Origin of the sequence: Nonomuraea sp. NPDC048892 (assembly GCF_040649735.1) — a bacterium.
Taxonomy (GTDB): Bacteria; Actinomycetota; Actinomycetes; order Streptosporangiales; family Streptosporangiaceae; genus Nonomuraea; species Nonomuraea maheshkhaliensis.
This window is the reverse complement of sequence record NZ_JBEZFZ010000047.1, coordinates 1-14,911: the sequence shown is the minus strand read 5'-3', so window position 1 is coordinate 14,911 and position 14,911 is coordinate 1. Positions and strand designations below refer to the sequence as shown.

Here is a 14,911-nt window from a genome sequence, read left to right as displayed (position 1 = left end):
GCAGGGTGAGCACATGCCAGATACCCCCCGGCACAACCTTCCGGCGGAGCCCAACCGCTTCGTCGGTCGCGAGCGTGACCTTGACGACCTGCACGACCTGGTCGGCGACACGCGCGTGGTCACGTTGTGCGGCGTCGGCGGCATCGGCAAGACCCGGCTGGCGCTGCGCGTCGCCGCCCGGCTCGTGCCCGCCTACCCCGGCGGCGTGTGGCTGGTCGAGCTGGCCAGGTTCGGCCGGGCCGAGCTGGTCGAGCAGGAGATCGCGCGCGTGCTCGGCGTGCGCGAGGAGGCCGGCCGGCCGCTGCTCGACACGGTGACGGCGCGGCTGCGCGACCAGCGCTGCCTGCTGCTGCTCGACAACTGCGAGCACCTGGTCGACAGGTGCGCGGAGGTGGTCGCGGCGCTGGTGGCGGGCTGCCCGGCGCTGCGGGTGCTGGCCACCAGCAGAGAGCCGCTGCGCATCGCCAGCGAGCTGATCTGGCGGGTGCCGCCGCTCGACCTGCCCGGCGAGGGCGCCGCCGACGCCGAGTCCGTGCAGCTGTTCATGGACCGCGCCACGGCCGCCGGCACCAGGCTCGACGCCGTCAGCCTGCCCGACGTGGTGCGTCTGTGCCGGGCGCTCGACGGGCTGCCGCTGGCGCTTGAGCTCGCCGCGGCCCGTACGAGTCTGCTCAGTCCCGGCCAGATCGCCGACCGCATCGACGACCGGTTCTCGCTGCTCACCACCGGCGGGCGCACCGCCCCCGCCCGCCAGCGCACGCTGCTGGGGGCCGTGGAGTGGAGCTACGACCTGCTCTGTGCCAAGGAGCAGGTGCTGCTGCGCCGCCTGTCGGTGTTCGCCGGTGACTTCGACCTCGTCCTGGCCGAGCAGGTCTGCGCCGAGCGGCCCATCGCCCCGAGCGAGATCGTCGAGCTGCTCGGCGGCCTGGTCGACAAGTCGCTCGTGCTGTGCGACGAGGGCCGCAGGCGCTACCGGCTGCTGGAGACCATCAAGCGCTACGCGCTGGAGCGCCTGCGCCAGGCCGGCGAGCGGGAGGTCCTGCGCGAGCGGCACCTCCACGTGCTCTGCGCGCTGCAGGAACGCCACTTCGCGTGCGAGGTGGTCGAGCCGGGCGTGCCCTGGCCGCGCCGGTCCGAGGCGCTGATGGCCAGCCGTGAGCTGATCGACGATCAGCGGGTGGCGCTCGAATGGGCGGCCGAGTCCGGCGACGTGCTGCTCGGCCTGCGCCTCTGCCAGACCAGCACGGGGCTGCTGCCGCTCGGCGGCAACCTCAGGGAGATCGTCGGCTGGATCGAACGGCTGCTGTCGCTCGACACGACCGGCGTGCCCGCCGAGGAGATCGCCCACGCCATGGCTTACCTCGCCTACGGCCTGGAGGCGAAGGACGAGCTGAGCCGGTCGCTGGAGACGGCCACGCGGAGCCTGGCCGAGATGGCGCCCGACGACGACTTCCCGCGCTGCGTCATGCACAACCTGCTCGTCGTGGTGCTGCTGCGCATGGGCCGTTCCGAGGAGGCGGCGCACCACGCGGAGGCGGGCCTGGCCGCCGCCACCCGCTCCGGCGACCTGTGGAACCAGGCGGCGAGCCTGGCCGGGGTGTCGGCGGTGGCGCTGATCCGCGGCCGGCTGCGCGAGGCGCAGCGGCACGGGGAGGAGGCGCTGGCGCGGGCCGGCGAGCACGGCCACCGCTGGCTGATGGCCAGGACAGCGGTCCAGCTCGGCGCGGTGGCCGAGGCCAGGGGCGACCTGACCACCGCCAAGACCCAGTACGAGACGGCCGCGCCGTGGCTGAGCGAGCTCGGCAGCGACCTCGAACTGTCCCGCTGCCTGGCCAGGATCGGCCGGGTCGCGGCGATGCTGCACGAGTTCGGCACCGCGCGCGAGCGGCTGGCGGCCGGCACGGAGATCGCGCGGGCGACGGGGCAGCGGCAGGCCGTGGCCCGCTGCCTGGTGGGGCTGTCGGTGCTGGCCGAGTGCGAGGGCGACCTGGAGGGCGCGGTGCTGGCCGCCGCCGCGGCCGCCGGGCTGCGCGAGTCGATCGGGCAACACTCCGCCACGACCAGGTTCGAAGAGCTGCTCGGGCGGGCCAGGACGAAGCTGGGCGACGGCCGTACGACCTCGTTGTGGTCGCGCGGGCGGGGCATGTGCCCCGACGTCGCCGCCCGCCGGGTGCTGGCGGGCGAGCGGCTGCCCCCGAAGGCGGCGAAGGCGCCGGTGACGGCCGAGCCGGTCAAGCACTCGGTGCTGACCGCCCGCGAACGCGAGATCGCCGGCCTGCTCACCCGGGGCCTGTCGAACCGGGGCATCGCCGGTGAGCTGGTGATCAGCCCGGCGACGGTCGCACGGCACATCGCCAACATCATGGAGAAGCTCGGCTACACCTCCCGGGCGCAGATCGCGGTGTGGGCGGCCGAGCGTTCGAACGGCTCCGGGTAGGCGCGCGCTTCTGCATAGGGATCTGCATATTCCGCCCCATGTGTGCCAGAGATGCCCTCTTTACGGTGGGCCCCATGGATCAGCGCATCGTGATGGTGGACTCGGGCACCGGCCTGAAGCTCACCGAGGAGCAGCTGGACGAGAGGTCCGCGGTCGCGGCCGTCCGGCTGCGGCACAAGGGAGTGCGCGCTGGAGACACCGTGCTCATCTGCCTGCCCGTCGGCCCCGACCTGCTGGTGGCGACCCACGCGGTGATCGCGGCCGACGGCGTCGCCTGGCCCCTGCCGGTCGACCTCGACCAGGCCACGCTGCGGGACCGCATCCAGGAGAGCGCGGCCCGGGTGATGATCTCCAACGTCCAGCGGGCGCTCGACGCGGCCGAGGAGTCGCGGGTACGGATCGTGATGAGCGTCGCGGACCTGAGCGGCGCCTCGCCGTCGTGCCCGTCGGGCCGCTGATCACGACCGGGGCGTCCGGTCGCGGGAAGGCCGCGACCGGACGGGCCGGGCGCGGGGTGACCGGTCGCGGGAAGGCCCGGCGCGGGGTGAGCGGGTGCGGGGTGTCCGGGCGCTGGGTGAGCGGGGGGCGACCCTAAGCTCGATCCCATGCCTTTCGCGCCCAGCTTCCCCGTCATGCTCAGAACCGAGGACGGGGTCCGCATCGACGCCGCGCACACCCCGTCCGCCCGTACGGACGTCGGCATCGTCGTGGCGCACGGTTTCACCGGTTCGTGGCGGGATCGCACGGCGCGCCGCATCGTGCACGTGCTGAGTGGCTACGGCGGCGTGGTCGCGTTCGACTTCAGGGGCCACGGGCGCTCCGGCGGCGAGACCACGGTGGGCGACCTGGAGATCCTCGACGTGGAGGCCGCGGTCAGGCACGCCCGCGTGATCGGCTACTCCAGGATCGCCGTGGTGGGCTTCTCCATGGGGGCCTCGGTGGCGGTGCGGCACGCCGGGCTGCGCGGCGGGGTGGACGCGGTGGTGGCGGTGAGCGGCCCGGCCCGCTGGTACTACCGGGGCACCAAGCCCATGCGCCAGGTGCACTGGGCGATCGAGCGGCCGCTGGGCCGGTGGGCGGCGCGGTGGGCCAAGCGCACGCGGATCGCCCGCGGCCGGTGGGACCCGATCTCGATGCCTCCGTACGAGGCCGCCGGGCTCGTCTCGCCGACGCCGCTGCTGATCGTGCACGGCGACGCCGACGCGTTCTTCCCGCTGGATCACCCCCAGCAGCTGTACGCCGGCGCGAAGGAGCCGAAGGAGCTCTGGATCGAGCCCGGATACGGTCACGCGGAGGCCGCGGCCACCCCCGAACTCATCCGCAAAATCGGCAAATGGATCTCTTCGAACTTTTCCTGAGCAATAAACGTCTACCTAGGGCGTAAGTCCCTGGGGAAAGAAAACCGTCGATGCGGTGGACGTGGGACATACTGCTGTAGTCGGGCGGTTGCCCAGCGTCGCGGGGGCGCGCTGGGTGCCCATCCCGCGTGAAGGGCCCCGCAGGGGATGCGGGGCCCTTTTTCTCACCCTTGCTCAGGAGTGTGTGCGGCTCAGCCCAGGCGGGCGATCGTCTTGTACTCCAGGTAGCTGTTCAGCCCCTCGGGGCCCAGCTCGCGCCCGACGCCGCTGGCCTTGTAGCCGCCGAAGGGCGCGTTGGTCTCCAGCATGAAGCAGTTCACCCCGTACGTCCCCGTACGGACCTGCCTGGCCACGTCCATCCCGTGCTCGGTGTCGGCCGTCCACACCGTTCCGGCCAGGCCGTAGTCGCTGTCGTTGGCGATGCGTACGGCGTCCGCCTCGTCCTCGTACGGGATCACCGCCAGCACAGGCCCGAAGATCTCCTCGCGGGCGATGCGCATGTCGTTGGAGACCCCGGCGAAGACGGTGGGGGAGACGTACCAGCCGCGGTCGTACGGCCGGTCGAGGCCGCCCACGACGACCTTGGCGCCCTCGTCCATGCCGATCTTGATGTAGCCCTCGACCCGGTCCTGCTGCCGCTTGGCCACCAGCGGCCCGATGCCGGTCGCCGGGTCGGCGGGGTCGCCGACGGCCTGGCCGTTCACCATGCCCGCGACGGCGTCCACGACCTCGTCGTAGCGGTTGCGCGAGGCCAGGATGCGGGTCTGCGCGACGCACGCCTGCCCGTTGTTCATCAGGGAGGCCATGGTCAGGAAGCCCATGCTGGCGGGCAGGTCGGCGTCGTCCAGGATGATCGCGGCGGACTTGCCGCCCAGCTCCAGGCTGACCCGCTTGAGCTGCTCGCCGCAGACGGCGGCGATGCGCCGGCCGGCGGCCGTCGAGCCGGTGAAGGCGACCTTGTCCACGCCGGGGTGGGAGACGAGGTGCTCGCCCACCTCGCGGCCCGCGACCACGATGTTGAGCACGCCCGCCGGGATGCCGGCCTCGGCCGCCCACTCGGCCAGCAGGTACGCGTCCAGTGGCGTCTCGGGCGCCGGCTTGAGCACGATGGCGCAGCCGGCCAGCAGCGCGGGGGCGACCTTGGTCATGGTCACGAACTGGGGCACGTTCCACGGCACCACGGCAGCCACCACGCCGACGGGCTCCCTGCGCACGGTGATCGGCCCGAACAGGCCCGGCCGCTGCTCCTCCTGCTCGAACGTCGTGCCCAGCTCGGCGTAGTACTGCAGCATGCCGAGCGGCTGCGGCGCCTGCGCGAGGTTGGAGAAGGAGATCGGCGAGCCCATCTCCTCGGTGATGAGCTGGGCCATCTCGCCCTGGCGCTCGTTGTAGATCGCGGCCAGCCTGCCGATGACCTCGGCCCGCTCCGCGAAGGTCATCCGCGGCCAGGGCCCGTGGTCGAACGCCTGCCTGGCGGCGGCGACCGCGCGGTCCATGTCCTCGGTGGTGCCTTCGGGCACGCTGCCCACGACCTCTTCGGTGTGGGGGGAGATGACCTCTATCGTTCCGGTGCCCGCAGGGGCCACCCATTCGCCCCCGATGAACAGCTTGTCGTGCCGGCGCATGTCGTGGAGCCTCTCACTTGACCGAATGCTTGCTTGCCCTGTGCAGTCCTCAAGGTGACCGAATCATGTTCTGTCCGGACACGCAAGAGGGGCGCGGCAGCACGTGCCGCGCCCCTCACGCGCTCGTCAGTGACGCTTACCGAGCAGGTGCTGCATGGACCGCTTGAGCAGGTCCGCCCGCTTGGCCGGGTCGGTGATGGACTCGACGCCGAAACCGAGGTACACGGTGTCCTCGGTGACGATGCCGGCGCCCTCCTCGAACACCTGGTCCGTACGGAACCAGTTGTTGATCGACGGCGAGCTGCCCTCGGGCGCGGCCCCGACGGTCCAGCCGCCCAGGTCCGTCTCGAACGACGTCGTCTCCGCCGCCGCGCCGTCCAGGGTGACGGCGAAGTCGTCCAGGAAGACGCCCGCGCCCTGGGTGCCCCAGTCGCTGATGTAGGAGATGGAGATCTCGACCTGCTTGCCCGCGTACGGGGTCAGGTCGATCTTCCACTGCTGCCAGCCGGAGGAGTTGCCCGAGGCCGCGTGCCAGGCGCCGGAGGTACCGGTCGGCTCGCAGTTCTCGCCCTGGTAGCGCTGGGTGAACGGGTGGATCGTGCGCCAGCCGCCGCTGTTCTCGGTCAGGCAGCTGTCGCCGGCCTCCTGCGTGGTGTGCCCGTTGGCGTCGGGCAGCGTGGTCCAGTCGTCACCGCCCGCCGTGCGCGCCTCGACCGCCAGGAAGTCCCAGTGGAACTCGGTGTCGTACGAGGTCCAGAACGACAGGTCGCCGCTCGACTTGCCGGTCAGGTCGATGGTCTTGGTCAGCCGCTTCCAGGAGACGTCGGCGATGCCGCTGTAGACGTCCCAGGAGCCGGTGTGCGGGTCGAACGGGCCGCCGGGACGCGCCCACTTCACCGGGGCCGAGCTGGCGAACCTGGGGAACTGGGCGCTGGGCAGGATGGCCGAGGTGGCCACGAACGACTGGGTGTGGTCGGGCGCGATCGTCCCGTCGAAGCCGGCGAACTCGCCGGAACTGCCCTGGAGCGCGAACGGCTGCCCGGTGGCCTGGTCGGTGCCGGCGTTGTCGAAGAAGACGTACGCGCCCAGCCAGTACTGCTGGAAGTCGTTGAACACCGGGATGCAGGGCGGATCGTCGTCCACCGTGCACTCGGGGTTCTCCGGCTGGTCGGGCTCGTAGTAGTAGGAGCCGTTGAAGTTGGCCGCGTACGACGGGTACTTGCCCGCGTGCAGCACCTTGCCGCCCTCGTTCAGGTAGTCGCGGACCGCCAGCTCGGTGTCCACGCCGCCCTTGGAGGTGGTGCCGGGCACCTGGCCCTGTGACCTCGGGATGACGTCGTCGCCGGTCTCCCAGATCACGGCCTTGTAGTGGCTGAGCACGCCCAGCGGGTGCGGGGCCTTGCGGCCCGCCTTGTCCATGTCGTACACGTCGGAGCTGTAGCCGGCGGCCTGGAGGGCGGCGGCGTACTCGTCGGCGTACTGGGCTTCGCTCACGCCCTGCGCCGGGCTGAGGCCGGTGACGTCCTCGGTGGCCAGCACCAGCACCTTGCCGCCGATGTCGGTGGCGACCGTGTAGGTGAAGTCGGCGCTCTTCCTGCCGATCGAGCTGAACCAGACCTTGACCTTGTCGCCGGGCCTGGTGCCGGTGATCTTGCCGCGGAGGCGGTGGTAGTAGCGGTCGTAGCCCGCGCCGTAGCGCTCGCCGCCCTTCCACTCGGCGGTCGTGGCGGTCTTGGTCCGGCCGCCGTTGACCTGGTAGTTCAGGAACACCGGGCCGAGCTTGCGCTTGGCGTTGACCTCGACGACCTGCTCCTTGCCGTGGCTGATCTCGAACGGGTCGGTGACGAAGTCGGGCGTCCTGTTGCCCAGGTGGGTGACCGGCTCGACCGGGTTGACCGCTGACTTCGCCACGTCCAGGGCGAACGGCAGGTTCTTCTCGAACTCGGCCTGCACCAGCGCCTCGTCGTCGGGGAAGACGAAGCCGCAGCCGTCACAGCCCTCGTTCAGCTCGGGCGTCCACGACAGCGTCCCGTAGCGGGCGTGGGCGTGGTCGTTGGTGTCGCCGTTGGTCGTGTACAGCTCCGCGCCGAGGTCGGGGTCGAAGCCGGGCACCGCGGGCTTGACGTCGTCGCCGGTGAGGGCCTCGTAGATCGGGTTGTCGGCGGTCTCCGTGGCGATCTGGAAGCCGCTCGGGTAGAGCAGCAGCGGGCCGTAGGAGTGGTAGTTGAGCTGGGTCTCGAACTTGACCCGGCGCAGCAGCCCGTCCATGGCCCTGGTCTCCGGCTCGCTGGCCGGGCCGGCGCCGCGGTAGGTCTCGCTGCTGGGGATGCTCGACGAGCCTTCCTCGTCGTAGTGGAAGTTCGTGGGGAAGTTCCGGTTCGGGTCGACGCCGTCGCCGCCGGTGATCTGGCCGTCGCCGTTGTTGTCGCGCAGGTTCTTGCGCCACAGGCGGTTGCCCTCGGTGAAGGTGAAGTCGTAGCCGTCGGGGTTGGCCACGGGGACGAACCACAGCTCGGTCGTGTTGAGCAGGTCCCGCAGCGCGCGCTTGTTCGCGACCACGTGTTTGAGCAGCCGCATGTCCACCTCAGTAGCGATCCACTCGCGGGCGTGCTGGGTGGCCGAGTAGAGGGCGGCGGGTTTGAGCCCGTCGGGCAGGACCCTGGCGCCGGTGGAGACCTTGACGGCCAGGATGTCCTGGCCGCGCAGCGTCTTGCCGATCGACTGCAGCTTGACGACGTCCTTGTTGGCCGCCGCGATCGCCTTGAGCTGGTCGGCGATGCCGCCGCGCTCGGAGTAGGACTTGTAGACGGTGTAGCCGCCCGCCGCCTGCGCCCTGGCCGCCTCCAGCTGGGTCTGGCCCTGCGGGTTGCGCACGGGCTCCGGCTTGTGCCCGAGCTTGGCCAGGGCGGCGAGGTCCGTCTGGGCCGCGGTCAGCTCGATGTGCTCCTTGTCGCCCTTGTTCTGCTGCTGTACGACGTCGAAGCCCTTCTCCCTGAGGGCCTGCGCGGTGCCGGGCGGGCTTTCGAGCTGGTAGAGCTCCAGCCGGTCGTGGGCCGGTAGCGGATCCACGGAGGCTTCGGCCGTGGAGGCCACGAGAGAGGTGCCTAAGCCGAGGATGACGGCCGCGGCGAGGGTCAAAGTTCGAGACACGGTCTGCCCCTTCGCAGAGACGGAGAACGATCGCCATCTCAGACGGTTGGAGCGTTTCAGACAAGACCCAACTTTTGGGCCCGTATTAAGTCGGACAAAAACACAAAACTTCGCCAAAGGGGCAGCAGTTCGGTCGTTCGGATGACAGAGATCAAGATCATCTTCTATAGTTTCGGTCCGTCTATGATGGGAGGGGGCGGGTGTGAGGATCTGGCGGACCGCCGTTCTTGTCACCGTCCTCGCCGGGCTGCTCGGGTTGCTCGCACCCACTCCGGCCGTGGCCGATCCCAGCCCCGCCGAGCTGCGCAAACTCACCCGGCAGGCGACCCAGCTGAGCGAGCGCTACCGGGGTCAGATCCAGAGCCTTGAGGAGATCAGGCTTCAGGCCAAGAAGGCCACCGACACCTCGGGCAGCCTCCAGGCCCAGCTCCGCGCCGCCCAGGCCGAGGTCAGCCGGATCGCCCAGACGGCCTACATGGTCGGCCCGCTCGACAACACCCAGTTGCTCACGCCCAGCGACGACCCGTACAAGATGCTCGGGCAGGCCGCCACGCTCACCTTCATGGCCAACGAGCGGGCCAAGAAGGTCGAGGCGATCAAGAAGCTGATCGCCAAGTCCAACGACGCCAAGCTCAACGCCAACGAGAAGATCGAGAAGCTGCGCAAAGAGATCAGGCAGATGCAGAGCCGGCGCAAGGACATCGAGAAGCTCCTCGCCAAGTACGGCTTCCAGCAGCCCGGCGGCGCCGAGGGCCTGACGCCCCGCATGATCTCCGTACGCGCCGAGATCATGGCGAACTTCCCCATGAAGTACGGCGTCGGCTGCCTGCGCCCCGGCGACCCCGGCGAGCACGGCAAGGGACGGGCCTGCGACTTCATGATGTCGCCTGGCGGCACCATGGCCGGCGGCAACAACGCGGCCAACGGCGACGCGCTGGCCGCCTGGCTGATCAAGAACGGCGGCCGGCTCGGCGTCATGTACATCATCTGGAAGCAGCGCTACTACGACATCCGCTCAGGTGGCGGCTGGGACCCGATGTCCAACCGCGGCGGCGTGACCGCCAACCACTACGACCACGTTCACGTGTCGGTGTTCTGACCCTCCAGGAACCCCTTGAACCAGCGGTAGGACCGCTTCGGCGTGCGGCGCCCGGTGGCGAAGTCCACGTGCACCAGGCCGAAGCGCTGGTGGTAGCCCTCGGCCCACTCGAAGTTGTCCAGCAGCGACCAGACGAAGTAGCCGCGCACGTCCACGCCCTCGGCCATGGCCTGTCGCATGGCGGCGATGTGCCGGTCGAGGAAGTCGACGCGGGCCTCGTCCTCGATCGTGCCCCGCTCGGTGGGCTCGTCCGGCTGGGAGCAGCCGTTCTCGGTGATCAGGATCGGCGGCAGCGCCGCGCCGTAGCGGGACTTCAGGCCGGTCAGGAGCTCGCGCAGACCGTCGGGGACGACCGGCCAGCCGAAGGCGGTGGTCGGGTAGCCGGTGATGCCCGCGTCGGCGAACGGCAGGCCGGTGTCGGTCGGGGGGCCGGTCGGGGCGGCGATCCGGGTGGGGTTGTAGTAGTTGATCCCGAGAGCGTCCAGCGGGGCCGAGATGGTCTTGAGGTCGCCGTCCCTGACGAAGTCCAGGGAGCCGGTGTAGGCGGACAGGTCGGGATACGCGCCGAGCAGCACGGGGTCGTTGAACAGGCGGTTGTGCAGGATGTCGTACGCGCCGGCCGCCGCCACGTCCTGCTCCCGCGTGGAGGCGGGCCAGACGGGGGTGCAGTTGTTGGTGAGCGCCACCTGGCGGGCGCCGGCCGCCCTGAGCGCCTGGACCGCCAGGCCGTGGCCGAGCAACTGGTGATGGGCGGCGGGCAGGGCGCCGGTCATGAGCACCCGGCCGGGGGCGTGCACTCCCATGGCGTAGCCGAAGGCCATGTGGACGAACGGCTCGTTCAGCGTGATCCACAGCGGGACGCGGTCGGCCAGGCGGGCGGCGACAGTGGCGGCGTACTCGGCGAAGAGGGCGGAGACGTCGCGGTCCATCCAGCCGCCGCGCTCCTCCAGCGCTTGAGGCAGGTCCCAGTGGAACAGCGTCGGCACCGGCTGCACCCCTTCGGCCAGCAGGGCGTCGGTCAGGCGGTCGTAGAAGTCCAGGCCGCGCCGGTTGACCTCGCCCGCGCCCGTCGGCAGCACGCGCGGCCAGGAGATGGAGAAGCGGTAGGCGTTCACGCCAAGGCCCGCCATCAGGGCCACGTCCTCGGGCCAGCGGTGGTAGTGGTCGCACGCCACGTCGCCGGTGTGCCCGTCTCTGACGCGGCCCGGTTCGTGGGCGAAGGTGTCCCAGACGGAGGGGCCTCTGCCGTCCTCCCCGGCGGCGCCTTCGATCTGGTAAGCCGCCGTGGCCGTACCCCAGAGGAACATGCTCGGCCTTCCTCTCACGCGAGTAAGGCTCATGTTAATCGTGCTCAAACCCCCTGACTCAAGGTCCCCGGTATGCGACAGGATGGGGCCATGACCAGTACCCTGCGCCGCCGGCCCGCGCAACGCCGGAGCGTCGAGCGGGTGGAACGGATGCTCGACGAGTGCGCACACCTGCTCGACGAGGTCGGCTACGAGGCGCTGACCACGAAAGAGGTCGCACGCCGGGCGGAGGTGCCGATCGGCACGTTCTACCAGTTCTTCCACGACAAGCAGGGCCTGGTACGCGCCCTGGCGCGGCGCAACCTGGAGGCGTTCCTCCAGCGCATCGTCGAACGCATCCCCGAGGCCGCGCTCGGCCACTGGACCGACCTGGTCGATCTCGCGATCGACGAGTTCGTCGACATGAAGCGCACCACGCCCGGGTTCGCGGTGGTGGACTTCGGCGAGGTGCTCCTCGCCCCCGGCGGGCCCACCGTCGCAGGCAGCAAGCAGGCGCTCGACGGGACGCAGGACAACAACGTCGTCGTGGCCGAGCGCCTGCGTGCGCTGACGATGGACTTCCTGGACGCCCCCATGGGCCCAGGGCTCGACCGGGCCCTGCTGGTGGCCGTCGAGGCCGCGGACGCGGTGCTCAAGCTCGCCTTCAGGGCCGACCCGGCGGGCGATCCCCGGCTCATCGCCGAGTGCAAGCAACTGGTCCACCGCTACCTGGCCGGTCACCTGTCCTGACCCCGGTGCCCCTGACCGGGGCGGCCGGCGCCGCGCCCGGCCGTCCGGCTCAGCTCGGGTCGTCGAGGCGGGCGCGCAGGTCGGCGTCCAGCTTCAGGTCCGCGGCGCCGATGGCCTCCTCAAGCTGCTCCATCGTGGAGACGCCCACGATGGGGACGACGCCGTCGGTCATCAGCCAGGCCAGCACGACCTGGTTCGCGGTCGCGCCCAGCTCGCCGGCCACCTCGTGCAGCGCGGCCAGCCGCCGGGTGGTGCCCGGGTGGTCGTAGATCTCGGCGATCGGGCGGTCGGGCCGCGTGTACGCGCCGAACATCAGCGTGTTGTACGCCCACAGCGTCAGGTCAGGCTCGGCGGCCAGGTAGTCGAGGAGGTCGTCCGAGACCAGCGTGTGCCCCGCCTCGGCCGGCCTGGCGCCGGGACGCGGGCGCAGATACGTGTGCCGCAGCTGTATGTAGGTGTAGGGCGTCCAGCCGTGCGCCGCCGAGACGTTCCTGGCCCGTTCCAGCCGCCACGCGGCGATGTTGCTGGCCCCGATGGCGCGCACCTTGCCGGCCCCGGTGAGCTGGTCGAACGCCCCCAGGGTCTCCTCCAGCGAGACGGAGCGGTCCTCGATGTGCGACCAATACACATCGATGTAGTCCGTCCGTAATCTCCGCAGGCTGTCCTCCGCACCCTTCGCTATGGTCGCCGCGGCCAGGCCCTCGGCCGAGCCGAGGGTGAGGTCGCCGGGCACGGTCGGCCTCGCGCCGACCTTCGTGCTGAGGAAGACCCGGTCCCGTACGCCGCGGGCGGCCAGCCAGGCGCCGATGGTCTCCTCGCTCTCGTCGCCCGAGCGGCCTTCGACCCAGAACGGGTAGTTGTTGGCCGTGTCGAGCATGGTGCCGCCGGCGTCGAGGAACCGGTCCAGGATGGCGAAGGTCTCCCGCGTGCCGACGGTGGTGCCGAACGGAATCGTGCCGAGTGCGATGTTCATGAGCCGACTGTGCGAGCTGGAGCGCGCTCCATGTCAAGCGCCCGGATCGAGCGGCTGGGCCGGGTGCGCGGGCCAGGACGGACGGCGGGGCGGGGGCGAGGTGCCGGGATCCGGTTGACCTGGAGTGGACTCCAGGTCGGATACTTTGGGGTGTGAGCGTTTATACCCCTGCCGAGGTCGTCGAGGAGACCGGATTCAGCATCGACACCCTCCGCTACTACGAGAAGATCGGCCTGCTGGAGCGCGTCGGGCGCAACGCGGCCGGCCAGCGCCGCTTCAGCCAGGAGGACATCGGCTGGCTCGGCACGATCAAGTGCCTGCGCGACACCGGCATGCCCATCGCTCAGATGTTGCGCTTCGCCGAGCTGGTCCGCGCGGGCGACCACACGATCCCCGACCGGATCAAGCTGCTGGAGGAGCACGACCAGCAGGTTCAGGGGCAGCTCCAGAACCTCGTCGAGCGGCAGCAGTACATCAGGAACAAGATTTCCTACTACCGAAGCGTCCTCTAGCTCCCCCTTTGCGCCCTGGCGGGTAGACCAAGATCCATGGCTGGATCGAGGGCGAGGTGGATCAACGTACCCCTGGGCCGCGTGGCCAGGGTGTGCGCGGCGATGCTCTTCGTCCTCCTGGCGCACATCACGCTCATCCAGGCGTTCGGCTCGTACCAGCTCAACGCCGACCGCAGGAACGAGCGCCCGCTGATCGCCAGGTACGGCCACCCGCGCGGCGACATCCGCACCTACGACGGCACCCGCGTCGCCACCAGCCTGCCCACCGGCGCAGGACCCTACCGCTACCGGCGCGCCTACCCACAGGGCGAGCCGTACGCGGCGCTCACCGGGCACGTGTCGCTGCACCGCTCGACGGGGATGGAGCAGGCCCTGGACGCGGTGCTGTCGGGGGACGACCCCAAGGTCAGGGTCAGGTCGCTGGTCAGGCACGGCAGCGTCGAGGGAGCCGACATCAGGCTGACGGTCAGGGACCGGGTGCAGCGGGCGGCCTACCAGGGGCTCGCCGCCGCGGGGGTGCCGGGGGCGGCGGTGGCGCTCGATCCGGCGACCGGGGCGGTCCTGGCGCTGGCCACCTATCCCTCCTACGACCCCAACGTGCTGACCACGTTCGACCGGGCGCGGCTGGCGGAGGCGGTCAGGCGGCTGCGGGAGGCTCCTGCGCAGCCCCTGCTCAACCGGGCGCTGCACCGCCTCTATCCGCCCGGGGCCACGTTCCGGCTGGTCACCACGGCGGCGGCGCTGGCGTCGGGGGAGTACACGCCCACGGCCCTGGTGGACGCGCCGGACCGGCTGCGCCTTCCAGGAACGCCGACGTACCTGCGCAATCCGGGTGACTGCGCGCACCGGCGGCCGACGCTCGCGCTGGCGTTCAGGAGGTCCTGCGACACCGCGTTCGCCGGCATTGGGCTGCAACTGGGGCAGGACCTGCTCAGGGACCAGGCGGAGGCGTTCGGCTTCAACGGGGGGAGCCTGCGGATCCCGCTGGTCGCGCTGCCGAGCCGGTACCCGCTCGCCCTGGACCGGGCCCAGACGGCGCTGGCGGCCGTCGGGCACCACGACAACAGGGTGACGCCGCTGATGGTGGCCATGCTGTCGGCGGCGGTGGCGAACGACGGGGTGCTGATGCGGCCGTATCTGGTGGAGGAGGTACGGCTGCGCGACGGCACGATGATCAACCGGGCCGCTCCCGTGGTGTACCGGACGGCCGTGCCGCCGGTGCTGGCCCGCTACCTGGCGGCGATGATGACGATCGCGACGCCCGCGAGGGGCCTGGGGGCGGCGATCCCGGGGGTGCGGGTGGCCTCCAGGGCCGCCACCGCCGCGACCGTGCCGGGCGGCGGGGAACACGCGCTGGTGACGGCCTTCGCGCCGGCGCGGGCGCCCGAGGTGGCGGTCGGGGTGGTGCTGGAACGGCCGGGGGAGCGCGCGGGCGCGGTGGGTGCGGTCGCGCGCGCGATGATCGAGGCGGCCTTGGCCTGAGCCCACGCCTGATGACGCGGAGCCCACGCCCGATGACGCGGAGAGCGCCGGACGGCCCGAGCCCGGGCCCGCCCCTCATGGCGGCGGGGGTCAGCGGTAGGCGTCGGCTTGGAGGGTGTAGAGCTCAGCGTAGAGGCCGTTGAGGGTCATGAGGGTGTCGTGGTCGCCTTGTTCGGTGATGTGGCCGTGGTCGAGGACGTAGATGCGGTCGGCGTAGCGGACGCTGGCCAGGCGGTGGG

Annotated in this window: 11 protein-coding genes; 7 read left to right on the top strand and 4 right to left on the bottom strand. The window is 71.0% G+C overall.

Annotated elements, in window-relative coordinates; all coding sequences use genetic code 11:
- Positions 1–13: 13 nt before the first annotated feature.
- From AB0C28_RS54140 to AB0C28_RS54130, 3 genes are all read left to right on the top strand, one after another.
- Positions 14–2,437, top strand: coding sequence for a LuxR C-terminal-related transcriptional regulator (locus AB0C28_RS54140; RefSeq protein WP_358085040.1), 2,424 nt, complete (start codon positions 14–16; stop codon positions 2,435–2,437).
- A 74-nt stretch (positions 2,438–2,511) separates the two neighbouring features.
- Complete coding sequence (locus tag AB0C28_RS54135) at positions 2,512–2,895, top strand: AMP-binding protein (RefSeq protein WP_357848370.1); 384 nt, start codon at positions 2,512–2,514, stop codon at positions 2,893–2,895.
- A gap of 147 nt (positions 2,896–3,042) precedes the next feature.
- Entirely contained in the window at positions 3,043–3,795 is a 753-nt protein-coding gene (locus tag AB0C28_RS54130) for an alpha/beta fold hydrolase (RefSeq protein WP_358085037.1), read from the top strand.
- Between the two features lie 191 nt (positions 3,796–3,986).
- Here the strand turns inward: AB0C28_RS54130 and AB0C28_RS54125 are convergent, their stop codons facing one another.
- Positions 3,987–5,420, bottom strand: coding sequence for an aldehyde dehydrogenase (locus AB0C28_RS54125; RefSeq protein ID WP_357848366.1), 1,434 nt, complete (start codon positions 5,418–5,420; stop codon positions 3,987–3,989).
- A gap of 126 nt (positions 5,421–5,546) precedes the next feature.
- The gene (locus AB0C28_RS54120) at positions 5,547–8,570 is read right to left on the bottom strand and encodes a M14 family zinc carboxypeptidase (RefSeq protein WP_358085034.1); all 3,024 of its coding nucleotides are present in this window, start codon (positions 8,568–8,570) and stop codon (positions 5,547–5,549) included.
- Between the two features lie 202 nt (positions 8,571–8,772).
- Here AB0C28_RS54120 and AB0C28_RS54115 point away from each other — a divergent pair, with 202 nt between their 5' ends.
- Positions 8,773–9,669, top strand: a complete 897-nt coding sequence (locus AB0C28_RS54115) for a hypothetical protein (RefSeq protein ID WP_357848361.1) — start codon at positions 8,773–8,775, stop codon at positions 9,667–9,669.
- Here the strand turns inward: AB0C28_RS54115 and AB0C28_RS54110 are convergent.
- The gene (locus AB0C28_RS54110) at positions 9,651–10,976 is read right to left on the bottom strand and encodes a GH1 family beta-glucosidase (RefSeq protein WP_358085031.1); all 1,326 of its coding nucleotides are present in this window, start codon (positions 10,974–10,976) and stop codon (positions 9,651–9,653) included. The genes AB0C28_RS54115 and AB0C28_RS54110 overlap by 19 nt on opposite strands.
- Positions 10,977–11,066: 90 nt before the next feature.
- On the opposite strand from AB0C28_RS54110, the gene AB0C28_RS54105 reads away from it, so the two are divergent.
- Entirely contained in the window at positions 11,067–11,705 is a 639-nt protein-coding gene (locus AB0C28_RS54105; RefSeq protein WP_357848357.1) for a TetR family transcriptional regulator, read from the top strand.
- Between the two features lie 49 nt (positions 11,706–11,754).
- On the opposite strand, the gene AB0C28_RS54100 is transcribed toward AB0C28_RS54105, so the two are convergent.
- Positions 11,755–12,678, bottom strand: a complete 924-nt coding sequence (locus AB0C28_RS54100) for an aldo/keto reductase (RefSeq protein WP_357848355.1) — start codon at positions 12,676–12,678, stop codon at positions 11,755–11,757.
- A 152-nt stretch (positions 12,679–12,830) separates the two neighbouring features.
- On the opposite strand from AB0C28_RS54100, the gene AB0C28_RS54095 reads away from it, so the two are divergent.
- Both AB0C28_RS54095 and AB0C28_RS54090 read left to right on the top strand, forming a co-directional pair.
- Entirely contained in the window at positions 12,831–13,190 is a 360-nt protein-coding gene (locus tag AB0C28_RS54095; RefSeq protein WP_357848353.1) for a MerR family transcriptional regulator, read from the top strand.
- 36 nt (positions 13,191–13,226) lie between these two features.
- Positions 13,227–14,672: a penicillin-binding transpeptidase domain-containing protein gene (locus tag AB0C28_RS54090; protein ID WP_357848351.1), complete on the top strand. Its 1,446-nt coding sequence runs from the start codon at positions 13,227–13,229 to the stop codon at positions 14,670–14,672.
- The last annotated feature ends 239 nt before the right edge of the window (positions 14,673–14,911 follow it).